Source organism: Mycobacterium sp. PTI7, from assembly GCF_056679845.1.
In genome coordinates this window covers 5,023,824-5,049,428 of the sequence record NZ_CM155252.1, presented here as the reverse complement: position 1 = coordinate 5,049,428, position 25,605 = coordinate 5,023,824, and the positions used below count along the sequence as shown (strand labels likewise).

The 25,605-nt window shown below is 70.1% G+C and carries 24 protein-coding genes; 7 read left to right on the top strand and 17 right to left on the bottom strand.

Going from position 1 to position 25,605, the window contains the following annotated elements:
- Positions 1 to 2 precede the first annotated feature (2 nt).
- The 15 genes from AC1MEY_RS24430 to AC1MEY_RS24360 form a co-directional block, all read right to left on the bottom strand.
- Positions 3 to 797: a hypothetical protein gene (locus tag AC1MEY_RS24430; RefSeq protein WP_480227941.1), complete on the bottom strand. Its 795-nt coding sequence runs from the start codon at positions 795 to 797 to the stop codon at positions 3 to 5.
- 12 nt (positions 798 to 809) lie between these two features.
- Positions 810 to 2,339, bottom strand: a complete 1,530-nt coding sequence (eccD, locus tag AC1MEY_RS24425) for a type VII secretion integral membrane protein EccD (RefSeq protein WP_480227940.1) — start codon at positions 2,337 to 2,339, stop codon at positions 810 to 812.
- Positions 2,336 to 3,736 carry a MinD/ParA family ATP-binding protein gene (locus tag AC1MEY_RS24420; RefSeq protein ID WP_480227939.1) on the bottom strand — a complete coding sequence of 467 codons (1,401 nt, stop codon included), beginning with the start codon at positions 3,734 to 3,736 and terminating at the stop codon, positions 2,336 to 2,338. The genes eccD and AC1MEY_RS24420 overlap by 4 nt, the downstream gene beginning before the upstream one ends.
- A 104-nt stretch (positions 3,737 to 3,840) precedes the next feature.
- The gene (locus AC1MEY_RS24415) at positions 3,841 to 4,128 is read right to left on the bottom strand and encodes a WXG100 family type VII secretion target (protein ID WP_163796174.1); all 288 of its coding nucleotides are present in this window, start codon (positions 4,126 to 4,128) and stop codon (positions 3,841 to 3,843) included.
- 37 nt (positions 4,129 to 4,165) lie between these two features.
- Complete coding sequence (locus AC1MEY_RS24410; RefSeq protein ID WP_163796173.1) at positions 4,166 to 4,468, bottom strand: WXG100 family type VII secretion target; 303 nt, start codon at positions 4,466 to 4,468, stop codon at positions 4,166 to 4,168.
- Positions 4,469 to 4,563: 95 nt separating this feature from the next.
- Positions 4,564 to 5,835, bottom strand: a complete 1,272-nt coding sequence (locus AC1MEY_RS24405) for a PPE family protein (protein WP_480227938.1) — start codon at positions 5,833 to 5,835, stop codon at positions 4,564 to 4,566.
- A 70-nt stretch (positions 5,836 to 5,905) separates the two neighbouring features.
- On the bottom strand, positions 5,906 to 6,202 hold the full coding sequence (locus tag AC1MEY_RS24400; RefSeq protein WP_480227937.1) for a PE family protein: 297 nt from the start codon (positions 6,200 to 6,202) through the stop codon (positions 5,906 to 5,908).
- Between the two features lie 146 nt (positions 6,203 to 6,348).
- The gene (gene eccCb, locus AC1MEY_RS24395) at positions 6,349 to 8,121 is read right to left on the bottom strand and encodes a type VII secretion protein EccCb (protein WP_480231650.1); all 1,773 of its coding nucleotides are present in this window, start codon (positions 8,119 to 8,121) and stop codon (positions 6,349 to 6,351) included.
- Positions 8,122 to 8,126: 5 nt separating this feature from the next.
- The gene (gene eccCa, locus AC1MEY_RS24390; RefSeq protein WP_480227936.1) at positions 8,127 to 10,352 is read right to left on the bottom strand and encodes a type VII secretion protein EccCa; all 2,226 of its coding nucleotides are present in this window, start codon (positions 10,350 to 10,352) and stop codon (positions 8,127 to 8,129) included.
- The gene (eccB, locus tag AC1MEY_RS24385; protein ID WP_480227935.1) at positions 10,349 to 11,827 is read right to left on the bottom strand and encodes a type VII secretion protein EccB; all 1,479 of its coding nucleotides are present in this window, start codon (positions 11,825 to 11,827) and stop codon (positions 10,349 to 10,351) included. Before eccB ends, eccCa begins: the two co-directional genes overlap by 4 nt.
- A 3-nt stretch (positions 11,828 to 11,830) precedes the next feature.
- Complete coding sequence (gene eccA / locus AC1MEY_RS24380; RefSeq protein ID WP_480227934.1) at positions 11,831 to 13,552, bottom strand: type VII secretion AAA-ATPase EccA; 1,722 nt, start codon at positions 13,550 to 13,552, stop codon at positions 11,831 to 11,833.
- Positions 13,545 to 14,132, bottom strand: coding sequence for a YbaB/EbfC family DNA-binding protein (locus AC1MEY_RS24375; protein ID WP_480227933.1), 588 nt, complete (start codon positions 14,130 to 14,132; stop codon positions 13,545 to 13,547). The genes eccA and AC1MEY_RS24375 overlap by 8 nt, the downstream gene beginning before the upstream one ends.
- A gap of 23 nt (positions 14,133 to 14,155) precedes the next feature.
- On the bottom strand, positions 14,156 to 15,001 hold the full coding sequence (locus AC1MEY_RS24370) for an ESX secretion-associated protein EspG (RefSeq protein ID WP_480227932.1): 846 nt from the start codon (positions 14,999 to 15,001) through the stop codon (positions 14,156 to 14,158).
- Positions 15,002 to 15,003: 2 nt separating this feature from the next.
- Positions 15,004 to 15,318: a type VII secretion target gene (locus tag AC1MEY_RS24365; RefSeq protein WP_480227931.1), complete on the bottom strand. Its 315-nt coding sequence runs from the start codon at positions 15,316 to 15,318 to the stop codon at positions 15,004 to 15,006.
- 27 nt (positions 15,319 to 15,345) lie between these two features.
- Positions 15,346 to 16,899, bottom strand: a complete 1,554-nt coding sequence (locus tag AC1MEY_RS24360) for an EspA/EspE family type VII secretion system effector (protein WP_480227930.1) — start codon at positions 16,897 to 16,899, stop codon at positions 15,346 to 15,348.
- Between the two features lie 315 nt (positions 16,900 to 17,214).
- On the opposite strand from AC1MEY_RS24360, the gene AC1MEY_RS24355 reads away from it, so the two are divergent.
- Positions 17,215 to 18,666, top strand: a complete 1,452-nt coding sequence (locus AC1MEY_RS24355) for a MinD/ParA family ATP-binding protein (RefSeq protein ID WP_480227929.1) — start codon at positions 17,215 to 17,217, stop codon at positions 18,664 to 18,666.
- 3 nt (positions 18,667 to 18,669) lie between these two features.
- On the opposite strand, the gene AC1MEY_RS24350 is transcribed toward AC1MEY_RS24355, so the two are convergent.
- Positions 18,670 to 19,446 carry a transcriptional regulator gene (locus tag AC1MEY_RS24350; protein WP_480227928.1) on the bottom strand — a complete coding sequence of 259 codons (777 nt, stop codon included), beginning with the start codon at positions 19,444 to 19,446 and terminating at the stop codon, positions 18,670 to 18,672.
- A 294-nt stretch (positions 19,447 to 19,740) separates the two neighbouring features.
- Here AC1MEY_RS24350 and AC1MEY_RS24345 point away from each other — a divergent pair, with 294 nt between their 5' ends.
- The 5 genes from AC1MEY_RS24345 (at position 19,741) to AC1MEY_RS24325 (ending at position 22,505) form a co-directional block, all read left to right on the top strand.
- The gene (locus AC1MEY_RS24345; protein WP_480227927.1) at positions 19,741 to 20,031 is read left to right on the top strand and encodes a WhiB family transcriptional regulator; all 291 of its coding nucleotides are present in this window, start codon (positions 19,741 to 19,743) and stop codon (positions 20,029 to 20,031) included.
- A 318-nt stretch (positions 20,032 to 20,349) separates the two neighbouring features.
- Complete coding sequence (locus tag AC1MEY_RS24340; protein WP_480227926.1) at positions 20,350 to 20,763, top strand: EVE domain-containing protein; 414 nt, start codon at positions 20,350 to 20,352, stop codon at positions 20,761 to 20,763.
- A gap of 30 nt (positions 20,764 to 20,793) precedes the next feature.
- Positions 20,794 to 21,765, top strand: a complete 972-nt coding sequence (locus tag AC1MEY_RS24335; RefSeq protein WP_480227925.1) for a pirin family protein — start codon at positions 20,794 to 20,796, stop codon at positions 21,763 to 21,765.
- Between the two features lie 9 nt (positions 21,766 to 21,774).
- Positions 21,775 to 22,083 (top strand): GNAT family N-acetyltransferase, encoded by a 309-nt coding sequence (locus AC1MEY_RS24330; RefSeq protein ID WP_480227924.1) that lies wholly within the window; start codon positions 21,775 to 21,777, stop codon positions 22,081 to 22,083.
- Positions 22,084 to 22,130: 47 nt separating this feature from the next.
- The gene (locus tag AC1MEY_RS24325; RefSeq protein ID WP_480227923.1) at positions 22,131 to 22,505 is read left to right on the top strand and encodes a malate dehydrogenase; all 375 of its coding nucleotides are present in this window, start codon (positions 22,131 to 22,133) and stop codon (positions 22,503 to 22,505) included.
- Between the two features lie 7 nt (positions 22,506 to 22,512).
- On the opposite strand, the gene AC1MEY_RS24320 is transcribed toward AC1MEY_RS24325, so the two are convergent.
- On the bottom strand, positions 22,513 to 24,201 hold the full coding sequence (locus AC1MEY_RS24320; RefSeq protein WP_480227922.1) for a sensor domain-containing protein: 1,689 nt from the start codon (positions 24,199 to 24,201) through the stop codon (positions 22,513 to 22,515).
- Positions 24,202 to 24,373: 172 nt separating this feature from the next.
- On the opposite strand from AC1MEY_RS24320, the gene AC1MEY_RS24315 reads away from it, so the two are divergent.
- A complete protein-coding gene (locus tag AC1MEY_RS24315) occupies positions 24,374 to 25,558 on the top strand; it encodes a beta-ketoacyl synthase N-terminal-like domain-containing protein (protein WP_480227921.1) in 1,185 nt (394 codons plus the stop codon).
- Positions 25,559 to 25,605 lie beyond the last annotated feature (47 nt).

The following is a 25,605-nucleotide window of genomic DNA, read 5'->3' as shown; positions in this document are numbered from 1 at the left end:
GGCTACAGGCTGGTCGTCGGATCCGGCGCAGCGTGCCGCGGTCCGGACGGCTTCTGGTCTGGCACGGCCGAATCCGACTGCGGCGCTTCGGCAACGGGCGCCCGCTCGGGCCGATGCTGACCGCCGGCGGCGGCGTCCCGCTCAGACTTCTCGGCCGACTCGGAGTCCTCCGAACCCTTGGTCGCCATCTGGGTGATCTGCTGCGCGCCCTGCATGCCGCCTTGCACGGCGCCGCCGAGCGCGCCCATCGCCTGCTGCGGCACCTGGGCGGCCTGGCTCGCCATCTGCATCGGCATGCTCATCATCTGGCCCATCTGACCGGCCGCACCACCGGCTCCCGCGGCGGAACCCGCTGCGCTGGAGACCGATTGCACACCGCCGGCCGCAGCCGCTGCACCGCCGCCGGCCGCGCCGCCACCGGCACCCGCGCCACCACCCGCACCCGAGCCACCGCCCGAAGCCGCAGTACCCGCGCCGTCGAACAGGCCCTTCTCGATCCTGGCCGCGATCTCCTCGTCGGTGGTCAGGTAGGTCGCCGCCGAGGTGACGATGTTCCCGGCCGTCTCACTGGCCTCCGCCTTCACCTTTGGCAGGCCTTCGATGATCGGTGTCTCCAACGCGGGCAGCTTCGCGCTGATGGCCGCCGAGATCGCATCCGCACCGGTCACCGAGAACGGCGCGGGCGGGTCCGGCAGCGCATTCGCGGACGTCTGCAGCTGCGACCCGAGGTCCGACAGCATGCCCGTATCGACTCGGAGGATGTTGCCGCCGCCACCCGCGCTGTCGCCTACACCCATCTCAGACCACCTCTAGAAACGCAGGTTCCGCAGGACGTCGTACACGCTTGCGATCCACAGCAGCAGCGGGATCACCGCGGCGATCGCGATGCCGTCGAGCAGTTCGAGGATCCGCTTGGTCACCGGTGACACGCGCCGCACGCTGTCAGTGGCCCCGATGACGATCAGCGCCAGCGCCCCTAGCGCCGCGTAGATCGTCAGCACCAGCCACGCACCGTCGGGGTTCCAGTTGCACAGCCGGAACGTGATACCGGTCGGGATCACGACGACGGTCGCGAGAAGCGCCCAGGCGCACCAGCGTTCGGCGTACAGCCGGGACCGGAACGCACATACCGCTGTCACCAGGCCGGCGACGATCATGCTGTGCACGAAGAAGTGTCCCTGCACCACGACCGTGATCGCACCGACGGCGAGCACCAGCGCGCCCGCGCTGACGAAGCCGATCAACAGTTGCTTGGCCAGATGGCTGCGCTCGGTCAGGCGCGCCGCCGACTCGGGCACCGACGCGATGATCGCCTGCCACGTCGGCGTCTCTTCATCGGTGGGGTTGGGCGTCGAGACGGGATCCAGCAGCTCGTCGTTGTGGACGGACTCACCGGGCGCGGGGATCGGGGGGAGCGCGATGCGCGCGACCGCCACGGTCAGCTTCGCCGCGTTCGTGACGACGATGAGCCCGAACGCGATCGCGCCGGCCGGCACCCAGTAGGCCCAGCCGTAGCCGAAGGCGATCGCCGCGGCGGTGATCGCCACCGCCGTCACCGCCAAGAAGGACGCCAGCTCGGCCCGCTTGCGGGGCCCGCCGCGCGTCGCGAGGACCAGCAGGAGCAGTACGGCGGACGCGCCGGCGACGTTGGGCGCACCCAGTCCCTCGATGCCCCGCGGGATCGGAACGGCCAGTGCCGCAGCGCCTGCCAGCAGCGGTGTCGCCGCCACCAAGAGGCTCTCGCACATGTCGACGTTGCCGTAGCGGTTCTTGGCGAGCATGCTGCCGCCGAGGACGCCGAGACCGAGTACGGCGACCGCGATGGTCCACCACCAGCTGTGACCGGTCGCCGTCCACGCGCGCATCGCGGCGATCGTCAGGACCGTGGTCACGACGGGGACCGCCAGGCCGACGAACCGGTTCAGCGCGGTGCGGTCGAACTCGGGCGACTCGTCGAGCACGGCAATCGCGTCGATCACGTCCTCGACCAGCGGCCGGTACCGCTCCGTGCGGCTCACCGACACCAGCGTCAGCAGCGACCCGTCGACGATGCCCGCCTCGTCGAGCGACTCGGCGGCCTTCAGCGGCGGCGCACCCGGGCGCGCGAACGCCCACTCGCCCTGGGCCTTGAAGTCGAAGCCCGCCAGCACGTCCTTCGGCGAATCCTCGAGCAGGTCGGCCAGCACGGCCACCGTCTCGTCGATGTACGCCTCGACCGGTGCCGCCGCAGGCAGCACCAGGTCGGTCATGCGCTTGCCGGTCAGGATCGTGACACGCGTGGTCGACGGCCGCCCGGGCGTCACGCCCGACGTGCTGGGTGCAGCCGCTGTGGTGGTCAACGCCGTTCGAGCCGGTCGAAGTCGTCGGACAGCGCCGCGGCCAACTCGACGATCCGGCGGCGGAAGGTGTTGCTCAGCAGCTCGAGCTGGATCTCGGTGCCCGCGGCGATGTGCTTGTCCCAGGGCAGCACGATCACCCGTCCCGGCGCGACGTGGCGCTCGAACTGCTGCACCAGGTCCTCGACGTCGATGTTGGGCTTGCCGGGCACCACGTGGTTGATCACGACGCACGACCGGCCCAGCAGGTCCTGATAGCCGTTCTGCCGCAACCAGTCCATGGTGACGGCGGCCTGACGGGCGCCGTCGATGGATGCGCTCGCCACGATCACGAGGCCCGACACCGTGGACAGCACGCCACGCGAGCCGGACTGGAACAGCCCGGCGCCGCAGTCGGCGAGCACCAGGTTGTAGTACCGCGACACAATGCCGACGGCGGACGACCAGTCCTCTTCGTTGAACTCGCGACGCGCACCGCTGTACTCGTCGGAGGAGAGCACCTCGAGGTTGGAGCCGTTCATGCTGGTGTACGCGCGGATGTCGTTGTAGCGGGCAAGTTCCTTGTCCGACAACAGGTCTGCGATGGTGGCGGCGGACTGACGTCCCGCGCGGTCGGCGAGGTTGCCGCCATCGGGATCGGCGTCGACGGCCAGGATCCGGTCGCCGCGGATCTTGCTCAACGCGGAGCCGAGCGCCACGGTGGTCGCGGTCTTGCCCACGCCGCCCTTCAGACCGAACACGCCGATCTGGTACGAGTCCCGGGCGTTGCGGCGGATCCGGGCGAACAGGTCGAGTTCGTACAGTTCGTCGGGCGAGAGTCCGACGTTGATCCGCGTCAACAGGTAGAGGAACCGGCGCCAGCCCTTCTGCGACGGCATCTTCACCGCCGAGCGGACACCCACGTGGGACAGCGCGTCGATCGCGCGGTGATTGCCCATCGATGCGGCGGACGCCACGGCCGGCTGGCCGCCCGTCCACGCACCCGGGTTCTCGGTCTGCTCGAGGTAGTGCTGCGACGGCGCGGGCGCGGCGGCCGGGCGCTGCTGGTGCGGTGCGGGCGCCTGACGCTGCTGGTCGTAGCGCGCACCGGTCTGGCCCTGGCTCTGCGGTGAACGCATCATGCCGTTGGGCTGCGCACCGTGCTGCGGCCCGGCGGCCCGGGTCGGCGGGATCTGCGTGGTGACCTCGGTGGCGCGCGGCGGCGGCGTGCTCGACTGCGTGGCCGTCGGCGTCACGGGCATGGGATCGGCCGGCGCAGTGCGCCCGGTGCCGGTGGGCATCGGGGTCGCCGAGGCGGCCAGTGCGGCTTGCACGGCCTTCGGGTCGACGGTCGTCGTCTCGTCGTCGCCCGCTTCCGCGGGATCCGACGAGTGGAAGAGCCGGTCATAGTCGGCCGACATGGGAACCCCTCAGCTGATCGAAAGATGATGAACACGAAGTGAGGTGGGCGAGATGGTCCAGTCCGTGACTGCGACCAACCCGCCCACCTTCGCGCTTCGTGGTGCTACGCGAACATCCCGGTGACGCCGGCTTCGGTCTGCGCCATGGTCTGGCCGGCCTCGCCGATGGTCTGCGCCAGGTTCTGCAGCGCGTTGTTCAGCTCGAGAGATGCCTCGTCCCAGCGCATCTGCACGGCCTGGTAGGCCTCCGAACCGGAGCCGCCCCAGACGGCGCCCAGTGCGCCGAGCGACTGCTTGCCCTCGTCGAGCAGGCCGGCGGTGGTCGCGACGGACCCCTGGATCTCGCCCGAGCCGCCTTCGATTCCTGCGAAGTTCCACAGCTGTTCACCCATGTTGATTTTCTCCGTTTCCGTGTCTGTTTGAGCTAGGTCAGATGTTCATCGCGGACGACAGCGTCGAGGTCTGATCCTCGTCGGTCGACGTGTACTGCGTGCCGGACTGGTGGATGTTGCTCGAGATGTCGTTCAGCTGCGTGATCTGCTGCTGAGCGGCCTCGTGGAAGCGGACCAGCGCGGCCTGGGCGGCCGTGCCGGCCTGACCGTGCCACTGGCCGGCCAGCGAGCCCGCGGTGGACTCGACCTGTGCGATGACGCCCTTGAGCTCTCCGGAGATGCGCTCGAAGTTGGCTGCCTCCTTGGCGAGGACAGCGGCATCGGTATTCATCTGTGCCATCGGTGTTTACCTTTTCTCTTTTCCTGTGTCCTCACCATGGGACATGGCGAGTCCTTCCGCCCCCTCGGGCCGGGAAGTCTTGTGTCGGGGACGACTCACCAGTCGTCGTCCTCGTCCTCGCTCAGGTCCTGAGCGAGTGGTGACGGCGCCTGCAGGCCCTGTTTGTTGCCGCCGCCCTTCTTGTGCTGGGCCATGTGACCCATCGGTCCGCCGCCGCCAGCACCGCTGTTGACCGGCGCGAGACCGGCGCCCGACGATCCGGCGCCCGCACCCACCGGCGCCTTGTCGGTGCTGCCGACCAGGTTCGCCATCATCGGCGTCTGGGCCATCGATCCACCCAGGCCGGGCAGCGACGCGGCCCGCACCAGTCCGGCGCCCGAACTCAGCCCCGACCCACCGGCGAGCGGGTGGTTGGAGAACGGGCTCGCCCCGATCAGACCGATCTGGGCCGGATTGGAGTTGCCGCCCATCGAGCTGAACATCGACGTCATCTGCTGCAGCGGGCCGGTGAGCTGCTGCAGCGGCTGCGTCACCATCTGCATGCCCTGCTGAGGCATCTGCATCGCCATCGACCCGATCTGCGATCCGACCTGCATCGCCATCTGGGTGCCCTGCTGCATCGGGTTCTGCTGCGCCGCGTTCTCCGCCTTCTGCTCGTGGCCCTGCGCCTGCGTGCTGGCCTGGTTGCCCATGGCCGCCATCCGACCGGCCGTCAGCCCCACCGACTCGAGCTTCGCCCGGGTGCTGACGGTCGCGATCGACAACTCGCGGACCAGTGCGCCCGGCGCCATCGCCGCGGCCCGGGCCGAGGCCGCCGCCACCGCGCCCTCGCCGACGCCGGGGATGACGACGGGCTTGAGCGGCAGGATCGGCTCGAACAGCGTGTTCATCGTGGTCTCGGCCTGGTAGACGTCCATCGCGCCCGCCGCCTGGTTCCACATCCGGATGAAGTAGTCCGCCTCGTTCATCCCGATCGGGACGGTGTTGACGCCGAGGAAGTTGGTGGCGTTCAGAACCGCGTTGGTCACGTGGTTCTGCTCGATCTCCACCAGCGGTGGCGTGGTCGCCATCGCCCCCGTGTAGGCGGTTGCCTGCGCCGCGGCCTGCATCGCCCGCTTCTGCGCCTGCATGGCCGTCGTCCGCAGCCACGTCACCAGCGGCATGGTCGATGCGACGGCACGTTCGCTCGCCGCGCCCGACCACGAACTCGTCAGCGCCGAGAGGCTCGACATCAGTTCGTCGGCCTGGGTCTCCAGCAGGATCGCCAACGCTTCCCACCCGGCGGCGGCCTGCAGCATGGGTGCAGGACCGGCGCCAAGCATGAGCCGTGAGGTGTTGACCTCCGGGGGCACGGCGTGCCAAAGCATCGTGGGAATTGCAGCGATAGCGACCATGATTTGCTGGGTCCGGTTTCAGCTCACTGAGTTGATGTTGTTATTACGACAAGACGGCGGCGTTTTCGCCGTCGACGGTCGTATAAATGGCGCCGATTTCCATGTAGGCGGCGCCGGTACGCGACATCTCCTCTTGTGCGAGGGCGTTCAGCGCGAGGGTCTGTGCACCCTCCATCGCAAAAGCCATCGCGGCCTGTAGCGAAATCTCGTCCGCGCCGGCCGGCGCGAGGGCCGTGACCTCGGCGGATGCAGCGGTTCCACCGGCCAGGCCGCGAGCACCGTTCGCGATCACCTGCGAGCCGACTCCGACTGCTGCGGGGTTGTGGGACATGGGTTCCATTTGCGGTCTCTCCTCACCTATACCGAACACACTGGAAAGCCAACGATTCGGCGGCACTGCGAGATTTACCAATCCCCGCCATGTAGATCCCCCGATCCGTTTGCTAGCGGTTACCCGCGAGCATTGCTGAATGACTGCATCGAATGTTACCGGGCCTCCGGAGGTGCTGCGAACACTTCTTCTTCGGGGGGGTCCACGTACGGGGCCTGGACGACTTCCTTGCCCTCCGGCGAGACGAGAAACGCCTGGCCAGGGGGCCTGCGCTTCAGCTTGATCTCACTGGAGGGGAACTCGGTCTTCTCGCCTGAGAGGAACATCGTGGGCGACCCGGCACCGAACGCGGCGCCCACGAACTTGTCCATCGTGGCCCGGTGCGCCTGGCTCATCTGACACGTCACGACGATGTGCAGCCCGATGTCCGCGGCGGCAGGCAGCAACGGCCCCAGCGGACCCATCGGCGGCATCACCCCACCCGCCGCGACGATCATGTGCCAGTCGTCGACCAGCAGGACGATGTCCGGACCGGTCCACCACGACCGCGCCCGCAACTGGGCGGTGGTCAGATCGGGCGGTGGCAACCGTTTCTGCAGGTTGATCGCCAGCGCCTTGATCGACTCCTCCAGCGAGGAGTTGTTGCGGTTGACCGCGCCGGCCGCGAGCAGGTGGCTCTGCGGAACGGCGTCGAGCAGGCCCGAGCGGTAATCGGCCAGCATGAACCGCACCTGCGACGGGTCGTTGCGCGCGCAGATCGCCTTCGCCACGGCCTGCGCGATGGTGGTCTTGCCCGACTTCGGGGCGCCGAAGATCAGCATGTGCGGCGTCGCGTGCATCGGGTTGTACGCAACCGACAGGTCCGACTCGCGCAGACCGATCGGCACCGTCCACCTGGTGCGGTAGTCGCTCTCCGGCCCGGGCGGGTTCGGATCCAGGTCGTGCAGGTAGATGCGCTCGGGCAGCACCCGCACCTGCGGCGCCTGCACGGTGGTGAGCGACGCGATGTGCGCCACCGCCTCGGTGATGGCGGGCACCATGTCCTGCGCGCTGTGCACGCCGTCGAGGCGCGGCACGCCGATCATCAAGTGGTGCTTCTCCATCGACACCGCCCGGCCCGGCCGGTTGGCCGGTATCTCGCGGGTGATGCGGTCGATCTGCGTCTCGTTGACGTCACCGAGCCGGAACTCCACCTTGGTGCCGAGGTAGTCGCGGACGCGGGCCTTGAGTTCGGTCCACCGCGGTGTCGAGATGATGGTGTGCACGCCGAACGCCAGACCCTGGCCCGCGATGTCCTGCACCACCGGCTCGAGGTCGGGGAACTCCGACACGAACGCCGGCCACCCGTCGATCACCAGGTAGACGTCGCCGAACGGGTCGGCCGACGCGGGATGGCTCGGGTCCTCGCGCAGCTGCCGGTAGGTCGCAATCGACCCGACGCGGTGCTGCTTGAACATCGCTTCACGGCCGCGCAGAACGGCTTTCATCTCCGCCACGACGCGGTTGACCCGGTCGGGTTCGGAGCGCGTGGCCACGCCACCGACGTGCGGCAGGTCCTCGAGGTACATGAGGCCGCCGCCGCCGAGGTCGATGCAGTAGAACTGCACGGTGCGCGGCGTGTGGGTGGCGGCCGCCGACAGGATCAGCGTCTGCAGGAACGTCGACTTGCCCGTCTGCGGCGCACCGCCCACGGCGATGTTGCCGCCGGCGGCGGACGTGTCGATGCCCCAGACTTCCTGGCGGTGCCGTCGCGGCTCGTCCATGATGCCCAGCCCGAAGCGCAGCGGCTGACGCTGGTCGCGCTCGACGAGTTCGTTCACCGGCGTCGGATCGGTCAACGGCGGCAACCACATCCGGTACGCACGGGCCTCGCCGGTCGCCAGCTGGTTGAGCACGACCTCGCGCAGCACCCGCTGTTCGGGATCCATCGTCGTCACGGCGTCACCGGCTCGGCGATCGGTGCGGCGGTGAACGGCCGGATGTGCACGCGGCTCACCGCGGCATGCCGTGGCGCGGCGTCGCCGTTGTCGGACAGCGCCGCGGTGGGCACGTACGGCTCGCCGGTGTAGATGCTCTTGAACTTCGCCGGGTCCTCCATGCCGACCCGCAGGAAGCCGACGCCGGACTCCTTGTTGGTGATGTACTGCGCCTCGGGTGTACCGATCACCGCCTTGGACTCCGCGGAGCTGGTGGTGCGCAACGCGATTCGATAGGTGAGGTTGGGCTCGAGCTTGTCGATGCGGACGCCGCCGGTGTTCAGCGACTGGGTGGCGAGCAGCAGGTGCACGCGCAGCGACCGGCCGACGCGGCAGATGCGGTCGAACAGCGCGATGAAGTCCGGGTGGTTCTGCAGCAGCTCGGCGAACTCGTCGACCACCACGAACAGCGTCGGCAGCGGCGCCAGGTCCGCGCCACGCTCCCGGTGCTTCTCGTACTCGGCGACGCCGGACAGCGCACCCGCGGCGCCCACCTGGATGCCGGCCTGCCGCAGGATCGACTGGCGTCGATCGAGTTCACCGGACAGCACCTCGCCCATGCGGCTGACGAGTTCGGCTTCCTCCTCCATGTTGGTGACCACCGCCGCGGTGTGCGGCAGCTTCTCCATGCCGAGGAACGTGGAGCCGCCCTTGAAGTCGGTCAGCAGCAGGTTGACCTGATCGGGGTGGTGCGTGGCCACCAGCGACAGGATCAGCGTGCGGAGGAACTCCGACTTGCCCGAACCCGTCGTGCCGATCAGCATTCCGTGCGGACCGGCACCGAACTCCGCGCCCTCCTTGATGTCCAGGTACTGGATGTCGCCGGTCTTCAGCTCGTGCCCGAACGGGATCTTGAGGCGGTCGCGGTCGGTGTCGGTGAACATCCGCCAGCGGTTCGGCGTGACCTCTTCGATGGTCTGCGCGCCCACCAGCTGGTGCCATTCGGTGGCGACCTTCTTCTGGACGCGCGTGCTCTTGTCGATGATGGTGCCGGTGATCGACCAGCCCGCGAGCTTGCGGGCGATCCGCGCGGCCTGCGCCGGTCGCATGGTGTCGGTCGAGCTGGTCACCAGCCGGAACGTCTGGTTGGGCAGCCGGTCGTCGGCAGTTCCCTTGGGGTCGACCCGGATTCGGTAGGCCGACCCGCGGTGGTTGCCCAGGGTGATGACGGTGACGCCGGCGCGGCCGTCGACCGGGAAGCCGGCCTTACCGCCGGTGAGGTCGATGACGACGACGTAGGGGCCCGCGGGCGCCGAGTCCGCGGTGTGCGGCCCGCGCGCCGTCAGGTCGGCCAGTCCGTCCGGACGGGTGAAGACGAGCCTCGTCGCGCCCGCCGCGTCGGTGTCGGTCTGGTGCTGCGTGTGCGGCAACCACTTCAACCACGACCACTGCGGGTCCTCGGGGTTGTCGGTGAGCACCCGCAGCTGCAGCAGGTCCGGCGGATGGAACACCGCCAGGTGGCAGATCATCGCGGTGAGCAGGCCCGCGCTGTCGCCGTCACCGCCGATGGCGATCGTCGGAAAGGTGCGCAGCTGAACGAGTTTCGGGCAGTCGTGGATCAGACCGTGGGTGCGCAGGAACTTGGTCACCCACATGTGGCTGACCGGTTCGAGGTGCGGCTGCGGCGCAGCCTGCGGCCCGGCGAGCTCGCCGCCCACCGACGGCTTCAGCAGACGGTCGACGGCGGGCTCGGTTCCGAGCCCGATGCGCACCGCGGCGTAGAAGTCCGAGTTCGCCTGCCGCGACCACTGCCGGTGCGTGCCGATCAGCGACAGCAGATCGTCGGGATGCGGAGCGTGGTAGTTGAAGAACGTGACCTGCGCGGCGGCCGACGACGTGACGCGGGTCCGCAGACCGGCGAGGTACCGCAGGTACTCCTTGCGGTCGGCGTTGATCTCGGGCACCTTCTTGCCACCCGAACCGCCACCGGCCATCATGCCGACCGTGCCCATGACCATCATGAGCGGCATCATCAGCATGTACGGCGACAGTTGGCGCACGCCGGTGAAGATCATGATCGCGATCATCCCGAGCATGCAGCCGCCCATGACGTAGGGCAGCGCCTTCTGCATGCCCGACGGCGGGATCTCGACGCCGAGGTCGTCGGGCGCCGTCACGTTGATCTCGCCCGGCGTCAGCCGGGGGCCGCGCTTGATCGTCGGCGTGAACTTCTTCGTGGTCATCCGCCACCTCCGGTGTTCGCCGCGGGCTGGGCGCCGCCCGGGCCGGTGTTGATCGGCCGCGGATTGGGATCCGCGGGGAGAGAGTCGTGTTCGAGCAGCGCCGCCTCCTTCGACAGCACCGGCCCGTCCACCAGCAGGCTGACCACCTGCCACGGTGCGGTCACCGGTCCCGACAGACCGAGCGTGCCCGCGGTGTCCTCGTTGGGCAGCCCGTACCGGACGCCCTGGGGGTCGATGTAGTACAGGCTCTCGCCGTACCGCGGATCGGGTGACTGCAGCCGGATGAACTGTCCGCCGTTGATGTAGACGGTCGAGTCGCCGCCGATCTGGTCGATCCCGTTGTTGATCGCCGTCACCGGGATCGGCAGGCGGCGGCCGGCGATCACGGTCATCTTCGGCGCCTGCGCTCCCGCCTCGCGGGTCCATGCCCAGCACAGCGTCGGCGTCTCCTGGCGCAGCAGCGTCTGGAGCGGCTTGTCCGGCAGCGGCGAGACGAACACCTGCTCGGCGATCTTCGCGACGTCGCTCGACTCGATCGCCGGCGGTGCCACCAGGTCGTAGGAGTTGGTCGCGCGCAGCGCGGCGGCGGTGGTGTCGTTGACCTTGGCGACGCCGTCGGTCAGCACCACGTAGAGCTGCTCGCCGGACTCGGTGACGGTCTTGAACACCGAGCCGTTCACCAGGTTCGGCGGCAGGCCGACGCCGTTCGGTGCGCCCGCGGCCACGATCTGCGGCAGCTGCCACGGCCCCACGTTGGGCAGCGCGTTGAAGAGGCCCTCGGAGATCGGCGTGGCCTTCGCGGTCACCGGAATCCCGACGGCGGAGGTGACGGCCCGGTCGGACAGGTCGATGGCATGCCTGCCCGCCGCGGTCACCAGCCAGTCATCCCCGGCGTAGGTGACGAGCATCGCCTGGTCGGGACGCATCGGGCCGGTCGAGGCGTCGGTCATCAGCGGCAGGACGATGACCGACGTATCGATCTTCGGCGCAACGCTTTCCGCCTTGGTGACGGTGTCGCACAGCGTCCACGTCGACTCGCCGACGGAGGACACCGGCGTGGCGTACGGGGCGCCCGGGATGCCGATCGGCTGTCCCTTCGACATGCTGTTCAGCTCGTCGGACTTCACGGCCGACGGCGTGCCCGCGTTGCCCAGCACCAGGCGCGCCGACGTCAGGTTGTACACCGGTCGCAACTGGTCGCTGTTCGGCATCACGATGTAGAGCTGGTTGGTGGTCCGGTCCACCAGCAGGGTGTCGCCGCTGCGCTTGCCCAACGGCTTGAAGTACGCCAGCAGCGCTGCGCCCAGGCAGATCACGACGGCCAGCACGATGCCCAACGACACTGCGCGGCTGTAGAACTGCAGCGGATCGTCGAACATCCGGGTGTCGCGGCGCACGATCGCGTGCTCGACGCGTCGCAGCAGGAAGCGCCAGCCGCTGACCTGGATCTTGGTGGTGAGCCGAAAGCCTGCCATCGTCTAGGCGCCGATGTTCAGGCGTGCGTGTACGGCCTCGATGGCTTCCGCCATGTCCTGCCCCCCGATTTCACTGAGTTGGTCGACGTCGAGGGCCTCGAAGTCCACCGAACGCGTCAGCCGCATGTCGCGGTACTGCTCCCCCGCCTCCACCAGCTGGCGCGCATACCGGCCGTTGCCCGCGATGTCGAGCGCAGGCTTGCCGTTCAGCGCACGCTGGTCGAGCAGCGTGGCAGCCTCGTGGATCTGCTTGGCGGCCTCGTCGCTCAGCTGCGAGTCGTTGTTCGCCGCAAGCACCTTCGCGATCTCGACGATCTCCTCCGGTGCGTAGGAGTCGAACTCGATGCGGGTGGAGAAGCGCGAGCGCAGGCCGTCGTTGGTCTCGAGCAGCCGGTCGATGTCGGCGCCGTAGCCGGCGATGATCACCACCAGTCGGTCGCGGTCGTTCTCCATCCGGGCCAGCAGCGTGTCGAGGGCCTCGGTGCCGAATGGATCGGCCTGACCGTTGCGCTCCTGAACGAGGGTGTACGCCTCGTCGATGAACAGCACGCCGCCCAGCGCGCGGTCGATGGTGCGCGCCGTCTTCACCGACGACTGGCCCTCGTACTCCGCGACGAAGTCCTTGCGCGAGGTCTCGACGAGCTTCGGCTCGGCGATCACGCCCAGGCCGGCCAGGATGTTGGCCACCACCCGCGCGATCGTCGTCTTGCCGGTGCCGGGCGGACCGGTGAAGATCATGTGCTTGGACTGCTGGGCGACCTTCATGCCCCGCGCGGCGCGCACCCTCGCCATCTGCGTTGCGGCGCGGTATCTCTCGATCTGATCCTTGACCCGGGCGAGGCCGATCTGCCGGTCGAGTTCCTCCTGCGCCTCGGCCAGCAGCCGCTCACGCCCCGACGTGTCGGCGACGACGCTGCCCGGATCCCAGGGGTCCGTGCGGGAGGCGATCTTCTCCGGCGTCGTGGTGACCAGGCGGTAGTTCGGATCACGAAGTGCAGCAGTCACCTTCGGTTCGGCATGGGTCGCCTGCAGCCACTCCAGCAGGGCGATCGCCGACTCCTCGTTACCCTGGCTGCGGCGCGTCATCGCCAGGAACCAGGCGATCGCGGTGGCACACGCCTCGCCCGCCGGCGACGAGTTCGACTCGGTGAGCCGGCGTTCGGCCTCGGTGAACAGGCCGAGGTTCGCCGCGGCGACACCGTGCGCGACACCCGCCGCCGCACCCAGGAACTTGTCGGGCCAGCTGCTCGCGCCGCGTACCTCGTCGATGACGTCGGTCCACCGCTCGGCGGCGGCGTAGATGACGGCCTTGATCCACGACACCAGGTGTTCGGCACCGGTCGACTGCGCGTCCTCGAGGGCCTCCATCGCGTCGGCGAAGTTGCCGCCCTTGGCCTCGTTCACCGCGAAGCCCATCGTGATCGCGAGCGGCGAGTTCACCGGGTAGGTGATGTCGCCGAACTGCCCGCCGATCGGTACCCGCGCATTGACGGCGTTCATCGAGATCTCGGCCGCACCGGCGAGCTGGCCGAAATTACCCCGCGAGTACCAGGCGCGGAACAGCGTCACGCGGTCGGTGTCGCCGCAGCGGATGCGGCCCACCCACGCGTCGCACGCCGTCTCGTCGTACGAGGTGATCTCGGTGAAGAGCTCCAACGAGCGGGCCGGAGAGTTGCCCAGCATTCCGACGGCGCTGCCGAAGAGTCCTGCCAACTGGTCAGTCATGGTCACCTGCATACCGGGTCGAGAAGATCGAGGCACGTGCCCGGTCGGCGTCCTCCGGCGACGGCAGGTCCAGGTCGCGGTTCAGGAAGTCCCGGGTGGCTGCGTCGTCGTGACCCTGCTGCCGCATCCCCTCGAGCATGAACGCGTATTGCGAGGACCTGGCGTCCTGCGTGGCCAGGCGGGCGATGACGACGATCTCCTCGGCCAGCTGGGACTCGCTCATCCGCGTGACGCGCGGGGACAGCTCGACCATGTTGATCCGACCGTCCAGGAACGCCGACACCGTCACGGTGCCGGGCGGGTTCGTGACGGTGAACAGCGGGACCGGCAGCGCGTCGGGGTCCTGCGCGGGCGTCTCCGCGACGAGGCCGACGTCGCCGGCGATCCACGCCTCGTCGACCACGTCCGATTCGGTCGCGAGGTCGGCGGCATCGACGGGGGCCGAGACGTTGACGAAGTCGTCCAGTCCGGCCAGTTCGGAGCCCGACCCGTCGTCGGGCACGGAGAAGTCCAACGCGGACAGGGCGTCGTACTCGTCGTCCCCGTCGTCGTCGTAGTGGTGAGGCGATCGGTCGTCCACCGGTGGTCTGTCTCCGTCCGTTCTCAGTCGGCGTAGTGATCTGTCTCGGTTGCGTCGAACCAGCCCTTGGACGGCAGGAAGTCCAACAGCCCGTCGAGCGCGCGCTGCAGGTTCTCCTTGGTCCCGGGCAGGAAGCTGCCGTACAGGTCGCCGTTGACCCGTCGCGGGATGGACACGATGCGCCCCTGCCGGGAGTCGAGGACGCCCGCCGCCACGTCGGTGGTGGTGACGGTGCCACCGGGATGCCGTTCGATGGCGGTGATCTCGACCCAGCTGTCGGGTGCGGCGATCGCGTCGGAGTAGATCCGTGCCGACGGCGGCGCGATGCCGAACCGGCCCAGCTCGTTGGCCGTCGCCGACTCGCCGAGCTGGCTCGCCTGGCCGGTCAGGGGCTCGACGTCGGCGGGGGTTCCGGATCCGAGGACGACGTTCACCATGGCCGCGAGCCCCACCTGCGGCGCGACGCGTTGCAGGACGAGCAGGTCCCCGTCCCGTGCAGCGACGACATGGCGGTCCCCCTTGCGGCACACGGTGAAGCGGATCATCTTGCCACCGACGTCCCGGCGCCACCACCGTCCTTCGAGCGTGCGATCGGCGCGGCTCAGGGTGTCCAACATGCCCGCGACCTCGGCGTGCGGTTCACCGAAGACGTCGAGCACGCCCTGTGCGGTCAGGTCGCGCTCCACCTGCTCCCACACGATGTCGCGGAGTTCGGGAATTGGGATGTTGGGCCGGATGCCCATCGACGGTGGGAAGTCCGTCAGGTTCAGCTTGTCGGCGACGACGAGCAGGCCGTCGATGGTCAGTTCGACCGCGACGACGTCGTCGACGTGCGTCCCGCCGTGGTTGGAGCCGAATGCACCGGTCATGGTCACCTCCGCATCCTGGCGCCGAGCAGATCGCCGGCGCATCCGTCGGTTCCGTCGTAGCGGGAGCCCGCCGCACCCAGATCGTCGTCCAACGCCGCCGACGTCCGTCCGATCGACGTCCCCGCCGCCTCCCGGGCCCGGTTGGCCGCGTCCACCGCGGCTGCGGTCGAGGCGGCGATGACGCCGTGGCTGACGCGGACCGACGTGTCGACGCCGCGCGTGACCTGCGTCGCCGCCTGGATCTCGGTGGCCGCCTGCCCCTGCCGGGCGGACAACGCCCGCAGGTGGGCCGTGGCGACTTTCAGATCGTCTGACATGTGGAACCCCCTCCTCGATCAATCCTGCTACACGGACGCCGGAGCCGGTGAGCCGATTCGGTCATCCCGGTCAGGCATGAACGCGATCGGCGTGCTCGACCGGTTGGGACCGGCGTCGAACCGAGGCTCCACCGGCGCCCGCTCGCCCACCACGACGCCGGGGCCTGCGCCCATCAGATCCGCCCTGCCGTCCCCGTCGCGGTCCTGCTCGATGTCGGCCACCCCGTCGGCGTTCTCGTCGTCCTCGGCGTCGGACACACCGTCGCCGTCGGAATCATCCGCGACGTCGGGCACCCCGTCGCGGTCGGTGTCCTTCGCCCGGGCCTCCGCGGCCTGCGTCGCCTCCTGCGCCGCGTCCTGCTGGGCCTTCTGATCCAGGGCCTGCTTCACCATCGACTGGACCAGGCTCGAGATTTGCGCAGCGCCCATTCCGGCGGCGGCTGCGGGCATGGCCCCCATCGACGCCGGGGGCATCGCGCCACTCATCGGTGATCCCGGGGCGGGCCCCGCGGGCCCGACCGAGGCGACGGGTGCGGCCGGCGCGGTCGGCGTGGGAGCCACCGGCGCACCCGTTCGAGCGGCGCCTGCCGCGGGTGCGCCGCCACCGGCCGCGGCACCACCCGATGCGCCGCCACCGGGCGCACCCGGACTCGTGGGTGCCGTGCCCGCGGGGGTCGGCTCCTCGCACCCGGAGGCGTCCTCGTCCTTGGGATCCTCCTTGGGAGCGCCGTCGTCCTTGGGAGCGCCGTCCTCCTCGCCCGGCGGGGGCGGGGCGTCGGGACCCACCTCCGGCGGTGCCGGCCTGCGAATGACGGTCGCGGCGCCGTACTGGCCGACGGTGTGCTGAATCTCGGCGGCGTTTCCGTCGACCTGCTGCGCCAGCTCGGTCAGCCGAGACGTACACACCCCGAGCGCCTTCGTGACCGCCGCGGTCTGCATCGCGACCGAGGCGCCGACGCCGACGTACGGCGTGGCCGCGATGAGCATGGCCACGACGCCGACGTCGGCGAGCCAGTCACTCTGATCGTCCAGCGTCCGGCGCGCCGCGAGGATCTGTTCCGCCTCGCGGGCGAGTACGGCGTTCACCGACTGATCGGCCGCGGAGACGGCCGCGATCCGGCCGACCTGCGCGGAATTGGTGGACTCGTACGCATCGGATGCACTGCCCGTCCACGTTCCGTCCGGGTACGCCGACGACAGCGTGCTGCGCGCCTCGAGAAAGCGCGTCGCACCGTCGCCGAAGCGCGCGCCGTCCTCCGGATCACCGAGGCCCGTGGTGAGTCGCATCCCCGAGATCGCGACCTGGCCACCGGCCAGGATCGGCGTCTTGGCCCGTCGCAGGAACCGCGCGACGTCCGGCCTGGCGAGGAACGTCGTGGCGTCCGCGGCGTGGCCCGACAGCGCGCGGCCGAGCCTCGCGAGGTCGGAGAGTCGACCGACCGGCGAGAAGCGCTGCAGGAGATTTCCCGCGGCCTTCGCCCCCCGGACGAGGTCGTCGGCGTTGTCGATCAACTCCTTGCCCACTTTGCCCACCCCGAGCATCGCATCGCCGACGTCCTTGATGTCCCCGAGCAGACCCATGCACCCAATCCCCTTCGCCGCCAGCGACGTTACCAGCGGCCGGACCCCCCTCGGCGCACCAATTTCGGCCCGCGGACCTGCTACGGGCCCGGTCCTCGGGCGACGAGCGATGCAGTCACCGGCGCCCGCGTCGGCGGCGTGGCCAGGCACGCAACTGTTGCCCGGACGTGCTGTCCGGGTGATGCTGGACGGTTTGCTGACCGGTGTCGGTCGACGGCCGCGGGCCGCAACTCCCGCGGCGGGTCAGTCGGGTGGTTGATACTTGGTGCGACGTCGACAGTCGCGTCGTCCGTGGATGGAGAGGAGCCCGGTGCCGTGAGCGACCGCGACGATGCCCTGCGCAGAGAACTCGGTTGGACGGGCCCCGAGGAGACCGACTACGAGCCCGCCACCGTCGAACCCACGTTCACGCCCGCGGCGACGCCGCTGCCCACCCGGCCACCGGTCGACGCCGTCTCCACCCAGGAGTTCCCGCCGCACGGGCCGGAGCAGCCGGACGAGTCGTCGCCCCCCGGGGACCCGGGACGCCAGGACGCCGTCCAGCCACCGCCACCACCTCCCCCGCCGCCGCGTTACGGCCCCCCGCCCGGGTTGGCCCGCGATCCAGGACAGCGCGGCAACACCGGCCAGTTCACCGGTCAGCAGCCGGTGTGGGGTCAGCAGCAGGGCTGGCAGCAGCCGCCGCCCCCGCCACACCAGCAGCCCCCGCGCCCGCCGCGACCGGGTGGTCCGCCGCAGGGCCCGCCCCCGCAGGGACAGTGGCCCGGCCAGCCCTACGCCCAGGATCCCCGCACCGCGGCACCCCCGCCGCCGGGTTCCTACGCCGACCGCATCCGCGTCGGTGACCTCGTCCCGGCCAAGCGGACGCCGCCGTCACGCGGTTGGCGCCTGGCCCTGTTCCGCGCGACGTTCGGGCTGGTGAACCTCGGTCAGTCGCCGGAGGAGATCCGCGAGGCCGAGATGGAGGCGCGCATCCGGGGAACCCTGCGCGGGCACTTCAAGATCGGCGTGATGGGCAAGGGCGGCGTCGGCAAGACGACGGTGTCCGCGAGCATCGGTTCGGTGTTCGCGGAACTGCGCCAGGACGACCGCGTGGTCGCGATCGACGCGGACACCGCGTTCGGCAAGCTGGGCAGCCGGGTCGATCCGAAGGCCATCGGCTCCTACTGGGAACTCGCGGCCGATCAGCACCTCGAGACCTTCGCGGACGTGCGCAGTCGCGTCGGAAACAACGCCGCCGGCCTGTTCGTGCTCGCCGGCGAGGGGAGCCCGGCCCGAAGGCGCGTGCTCGACCCGGCGATCTACCGAGAAGCCACCGCGCGGCTCGACCGGTACTTCACCATCTCGATCGTCGACTGCAGCTCCACCATGGACACCCCCGTCACCCAGGAGGTGCTGCGCGACCTCGACGCGATGGTCGTGGTCTCCTCGCCGTGGGTGGACGGGGCCGCCGCCGCCGGGCAGACGCTGGACTGGCTCGCGTCGCGCAACCTCACCACGCTGCTGCAGCGAACGGTGGTGGTGCTCAATGACTCCGACGGCCATGCCGACAAGCGCACCCGCGGGATCCTGGCCCAGCAGTTCGCCGGGCAGGGGCAACGGGTGGTCGAGGTGCCGTTCGACGGACACCTGCGCCCCGGCGGCGTCATCGGCCGGACCGCCGAGATGGCGCCCGCCACCCGGCGCAAGTTCATCGAGATCACCGCGGCGCTGGCCGAGTTCTTCCCCACCAGCGACGACCGTGAACGCGGTCGCGACCGCTTCTGACTCTCAGCGCCAATCGATCTGGGCGATCAACGACTCGATCGCCTCGGCGGCGTCCGCGGCAACCGGCTGCTCGGACTCGGCGGCGACTACGGCGTCGTCCGGGACACCCGCCGCCTGGGCGGTCTCCCCGATCGTGAGGTTCGCGTTGCGGCGCGCGGCGTACAGCCGCTGTCCTAGCGTCGCCGTCGGGGCGGTCGCGGCCAGGCGAGTCAGCTCGTCGATCTGACGCCGCACCGCACTCAGCGACCTGAGCAGCGGCGGGGTGACCCTGCCGATCCTGGCGGCGCGGGATGCGACCGCCTCCAGCTGTCGCAGGTCGGCGAGCATCGCGGTGACGCGAGGCGTGAAGCCGGGATCGTCCGTCGGCGGCAGCGCGTCCACGGTGGCGCCGAGGGTGTGCGCGGCGGCGTCGACCGCCTGCGCGATCAGGGACCCCTCGTCGGCGCCGCCGACCGGTCGCGCAGGGCGCTGCGGTTCGACCGCCGCCGCATCGCCCTCGCGCAGTCGGGTGATGGTGCCCGGAGGCCAGCGCAGGACCTCCTCGAGCTTCGCGCGCGTCTTGTCCCGCGGCCAGCTCCGGCCCTTCTCGAACGAGATCAGTGCACCGGCGTTGATGATGCCGCCGGCAGCAAGGCTGCGCTGGCTGATGTCCAGTTCGCGGCGGCGGGCGGCGGCCGCAGCGCCCGCGCGGGCCATGCCGGGATCGACGTCGTCGGGCTCGTCGGCGGCGTCCGGTCCGACGGACTCCGGTTCGACGCTCGTCACCGACTTCACTCCCATCCGCACATACCGCTGCACCGCTACGACTCGAGTCCACCATAGTCGTCGCGATGCCGTGGCGAAACCGTTGCACGCGGTTGCTTACACGCGTGTAATGCAACGGTTCGGCACGTCTAGAGCTGCTCATGAGTGCTTGTCAGGTTCCCGCGGAACGCACGCCTAGCTGCGCGTACGTGCGCTATCGGTCAACGCCGCCGCTGCTCCACGAACAAACTGTTGCATCGCTACGGTTATTGCTATAGCTTTGCCCCATCGCGCTACGGAACATCTGGCGCCCGACCCGAGGAGCTACGAATGAACGCAGTGGGACTGGACGGACTGCCGGTCGGCGAGTGCACCCACGACCCGGACCGCTGGGTGACGACCGCCGACGAGGACGCCAAGACCATCTGCCGGCTGTGCCCGCGCCGCTGGGCCTGCGCCCGCGAAGCCGTCGAGCTGCCTCGCGCCGAAGGTCTGTGGGCCGGCATCGTCATCCCCGAGGGCGGGCGCGGACGCACGTTCGCCCTGCGTCAGCTGCGTTCGCTCGCCGAGCAGAACGGCTACGCGGTACGGGCCCGCCGTCTCTTCCTCGAGTCCGCCTAGCAACGCGCCTCGCTGCCGGTTTCGAGGGGACGGCAGCGGGGTCGCGAAATTGGTGCCCGCCGCAGGAACAACTTTCGGCGTCGGGCCGTTAAACTATCCGTACGGCTCCGGACAATGCCCCGGGTACCACCCCTTAAGTCGCCGAGAGCGACCACTTGCCGAGAGGCGCATAGGCGGAGTCGTACTTGGAAGCCGCCGACGCTCACGCGTCGGCGGCTCTCCTCGTTTCTGGGGCACCAACGGGTCCCGCCTGTGGATGAAATCGCGACTGTGGATGGATCCCCGGATCTGTCACCCGCCGCTCCTAGCGTTTCGGGCATGACGTACTGGATCAACACGGTCAGCCGCGGACACGTCGAACGCGGCGTGGCCGGCGGTTTCACTCAGGCCAACCACGGCAAGCCGCACATGCTGCGCAAGATGGCGAAGGACGACTGGATCGTCTTCTACTCGCCGAAGACCGACCATCCCGACGGCGCGCCGCTGCAGGCGTTCACCGCCATCGGCCAGGTCACCGACGACGAGGTCTATCAGGCCGACCTCGATCCGGAGTTCCAACCGTGGCGGCGGGGCATGCGGTTCGAGCCGTGCGTCGAGACGCCCATCCGGCCGCTCCTCGACGACCTCGACTTCGTGGTCGACAAGACCCGCTGGGGCTACCGCTTCCGCGCGGGCACCTTCGCGATCGACGAGCACGACTTCGAGGTGATCCGCGCGGCGATGACCGGGTAGGCGCCACGCCGCGGAACTACTGTTGGAGCGGTGAGCAACACCGAGGCGGCACCCGACGAAGTCGCCTGCGGCGCATCGCCCTTCGACGCGGTCTCGACCGGCATCCTGCACCCGCGCGACGTACCGCTCGGCGGTCCGCGCGCCATCCGGGTGCGGCGCACGCTGCCGCAGCGGGAGCGGTCCATGGTCGGTGCCTGGTGCTTCGCCGATCACTACGGTCCGCACTCCGTCGCGTCGAGCACCGGGATGGACGTGCCGCCGCATCCGCACACCGGTCTGCAGACGGTGAGCTGGCTGTTCGAGGGCGAGATCGAGCACCGGGACAGCTCGGGCGTGCACGCGATGGTGCGGCCGGGGGAGCTGAATCTGATGACGGCCGGCGCGGGGATCTGCCACTCCGAGGTGTCGACGGCGGACACCCGGACGCTGCACGGGGCACAGCTGTGGGTGGCCCTGCCCGACTCCGATCGCGACACCGCGCGCGACTTCGCCCACTACGTCCCCACTCCCCGCACCGTGGGCGACGCGACGGTCCGCGTCTTCCTCGGCGAACTGGCCGGCGACCGCTCCCCCGTCCACGCGTTCACGCCGCTGCTCGGCGCACAGGTCGACGTCGCGCCGCGGAGCACCGTCACCTTCGACGTCGACCGCGGGTTCGAGCACGGCGTGCTGCTCGACCAGGGTGACGTGGAGGCGCGCGGCGACGCGCTCGGCACCGGCGACCTCTGGTACCAGTCCCCCGGTGCCGACGAGATCACCCTGGTCAACCGTGGCGACGCACCGGCACGGGTCCTGATCCTGGGCGGCCCGCCGTTCGCCGAGGAGATCGTCATGTGGTGGAACTTCGTCGGCCGCACCCACGACGAGATCGTCGAGTTCCGCGACGAGTGGCACCATCGAGGAGAGCGCTTCGGCGAGGTGTCCGGGTACCCGGGCCCGAGCCTTTCCGCTCCACCCCTGCCCAACGGCAGGCTGCGACCACGTCCGAATCCCGGCCACTGAGGGAGCCCGATGAGTTCCGAGACCACCGACAAGACCGGCGCCACCGCCACCGTCACCGAGGAGCCCGGCCGGTTCACCATCGCCGTCGACGGCGAGACCGTGGGCCTCGCCGACTTCCACGACCGCGCCGGTGCCCGGGTCTTCCCACACACCGAGATCGACACCGCCTTCGAGGGCCGCGGGCTCGGGACGATCCTGGTCGCGCACGCGCTACAGGCGACGAAGGCCGCCGGGCTGCGCATCGTCCCCACCTGCTCGATGGTCGCCCACTACGTCGACAAGCATCCCGAGTACGCCGACGTCACCGACGTCGACTGACCCGACGCGGGCCGCATGATCGTCGGCACCCCGGGTACGGCGCAGGCATGACCGTCTCCACCCACATCCCTGCCCGCACGCTGACGACGTCGCTCGGCGTCACCAGCCTCGCCGTCGGCGCGTCGGAGATCGCCTCCCCGGACGCGGTAGCCCGGCTGGCCGGCGTCGTCCCCACCGACCGAACGCGTCGGGCACTCCGCCTGCTCGGGGTCCGCGAGTGGGGGCACGGCGCAGCGATCCTGGCGGGGTCGCCGAAGCTGGTGTGGACCCGGGTGGTCGGCGACGTGCTCGACGTGACGCTGCTCGCCAGGGCCCTGGCCGCACCCGGCGCCGACCGCAGGCGCGGTGCCTTCGCGATGGGCGTTCTGGCCGTGATCGGCGCCGCCGACGCGTGGGCGGCGAAGCAGGCACTCGACGCCTAGCCCGGCGCTACTCCGTGGTGGTCGAGAACACCACCGTGCGCCGGCCGCCCGCCTTCGCCTCGTACATGGCGCGATCGGCCAGCCGCAGCAGCGCGGCGTCGTCGCGGACGTCGCCCGGGCCGGTCTCCACCACGCCCATGCTGGCACCCATCTGCACCGCGAACCCGGTGAGCATGACGGGCTCGGCCATCAGCGATCGGATGCGCTCGGTCATCGACCGCAGTTCGTCGGCGGTGAACCGGCCGACCAGCAGCACGACGAACTCGTCTCCGGCGAACCGGCAGACCACGTCCTCCTTGCGGACGGCGTTCCGCAGGCGCTGCGCGGCGGCCTGGATCGTCAGGTCGCCCGCGTCGTGACCGAGCGAGTCGTTCACGCCCTTGAGGTCGTCGAGGTCGATGAACAGGACGGCGGCGAGGCTGCCCTCCCGGCGCAGCTCGGCCACGCTGTCCATCAGATGGGTCCGGTTCGGCAGACCCGTCAGCGGATCGTGCAGAGCCTGCTGCGCCAACCGGTCGCGGGCGAGCCGCTCCGAACTCACGTCACGAAACGAGATCAGCACCGCGCTCTTACGACCCTCCTCGGGGTTGAGCCGACGCGTGCTGATCGACAACCAGCGGGCCTCGCCGCCCTCCGGTGCAGCCTTGCGGGCCTCCCCGTGGAACGGCGTGCCGTACTTGATCGTGTTGATGACCGGCGGCTCGCTGGGCGGCTGGATCGGATGGCCGTCGACGTCGAAGACGGCGTACTCCCAGTTCTCGGCCCAGTGCCGGGTGAGTTCGCGGTAGCCCACCACCAGCTCGTCGCCCGCGATCCCCAGCAGTCGCCGCACGGCGGGGTTCACCGACAGGACCTGCCCGGTGGGGTCGAGCACCAGCACGCCCTCGTCGAGCGAACTCACCACGTTCTCGAAGTGTTGCTCGGCACGCCGCAGCGCCGTCTGGTCGGTGCACAGCAGCACGTAGCCGTCGTCCATCGCGGCGGCCGACACCCGCACCGTCCGCGGCGTCCCGTCGGCGGCGTAGTGGGTGTCGGTGACGACCCCGCTCTCCATCAGGATCTTCTGCGGATTGAGTTCGGCGCCAACGGCTTCGCTGACCGGACGGCCCAACACCTCGGCGGCGGTCCGGCCGTACACGGTCTCGGCGGCGGGGTTCCAACTCGTCACGTCGCCGGCGCTGGTGGTCGCGATGATCGCGTCGGAGGCGTGATGCACGAGTGCCGCCTGGTAACTGAGTGACGCCTGCGCCGCCTTCTGCGCGGAGACGTCGCGGAAGATCACCTGGTAGGCGGGCTCGCCGCTCCACACCGTCAGCACGCTGACCGCCTCGACGTCGAGGCGGGTTCCGTCGAGCCGCGTCATGACGGCCTCCGACGACTCGGAGATGTCACCTTGGCGCCGCAGGCCGGAGATGCGATCGAGCATCGCCGGAATGGACTGCGCCTCAACGAAGGTCGTAATCAGGTTGCCGACGAGCTGTTCGGCGGATTCGGCCCGCATCCACCGGATGCCGGCCTTGTTGACGTAGACGACGCGGCCCGCCTGGTGCACGCAGATGGCGTCTGGGCTGTGTTCGAGCAGGCGACGGTACCGCTCGTCGGCGGACTCTCTGCTGGCCTCGGACAGTTCCGCTGGGGAGTCGTCGGTCGTGCTGACGTCCGCCGCGGCGTTGCCCTCGTCAGCGTCCAGTGTCACACGGTCCTCAGCGAGTTAGCTCGGCGTCCAAGCAACCACGGTAACACCGATCTACCTGGTCTCCAGTGCAGTGATTTTCGATTCACCCGACTGGTCAATATGGCCGCGCTGGCGGTTAATCAGAGGAGACGACGCCCCGCCGGGGCTCGACGACTCGAAGGTAGGACAGGACATGGGTGCACCAATCGTTGCCGACAGCGCGACCAACATCATCGGCGTCGGCGCCGTCACCGGATACGGGTGGGGCGTCGAGCCGCTGTGGGAGGGGCTGCTCAGCGGCAAGCCCGCGGCCGACCTCGTCCCGGGCTACGGCGCCGAGGGCGAGTCGGCGTGGCTGGCCCGGGTGCCCGCGGGCGGCGACCAGCGCGACGGCGCCAGCCGGTCGGCGCGGGCCATGCGGTTCGCCGCGCGCGAGGCCATCGCCGGCGCCACCCGGCGCGGCTGGACGCCCGGCCGGCGGGTGGGACTGCTGCACGCCGTCGTCATCCCCGAGATCGAGGAATGGCGTCAGTTCTACCTCGACGACGGCGGCGAGCGGAAGGTGCGCGAGTACCTCGCGCTCATGCCGTCCACGCCCGTGTCGATGCTGATGCAGGAGTACGGCTTTCACGGTCCCGCGATGAACGTGTCCGCGATGTGCGCTTCCGGCAACGCCGGCCTGATCACCGCCAAGACGTGGCTGGACACCGGCATGGTCGACGACGTCGTCTTCATCGCCACCGACCTGTCCCTCACCCCCGAGAACGTCGAGCACTTCGTCAAGCTCGGCGTGGCGATCGTGGACGTCGAGCCGCTCGACGCGTGCCGGCCGTTCCAGCAGGGCAGCCGCGGGTTCGCGGTCGGCGAGGCGTCGGTGAGCTTCGTGCTCTCCGGCCGGGGCGACGCGCCGTACGCCGAGCTGCGCGGCGGCGCGATGACCCACGACGCCTTCCACGTGACCTCCGTGGACCCCGCCCGCACGCAGGTCGACGAGTGCGTCCGCGAGGCCCTGCGCGCCGCGGACGTCCGGCCCGAGGACGTTCGCTACATCAACGCCCACGGTCCCGGCACCAGGCAGTGCGACACCGCCGAGGCCGGCGTGCTCGATGAGATCTTCGAGGGCCGCCCCGAGATCTTCTCGGTGAAGCCGCTGGCCGGGCATTGCCAGGGCGCGGCGGCGGCCGTCGAGGTGGCGGCGACGGCGCTGGGCTACGAGCACGGCGTCATCCCCGCGCCGCCCACCGTGGCACCGGGCCACCCGCGCCTGCTGGACGGCGCGACCCGCATCGACGGCGGGGTCACGCTCAAGACGTCGCTCGGCATGGGTGGGCAGAACTCGGCGGTGGTGCTGGCGCCGCCCCGGATGAGTGCGGCGTAGCGCGGGACGGCGACGGGGCGCGCCCACCCGCCCCGTTATCGTCGGAC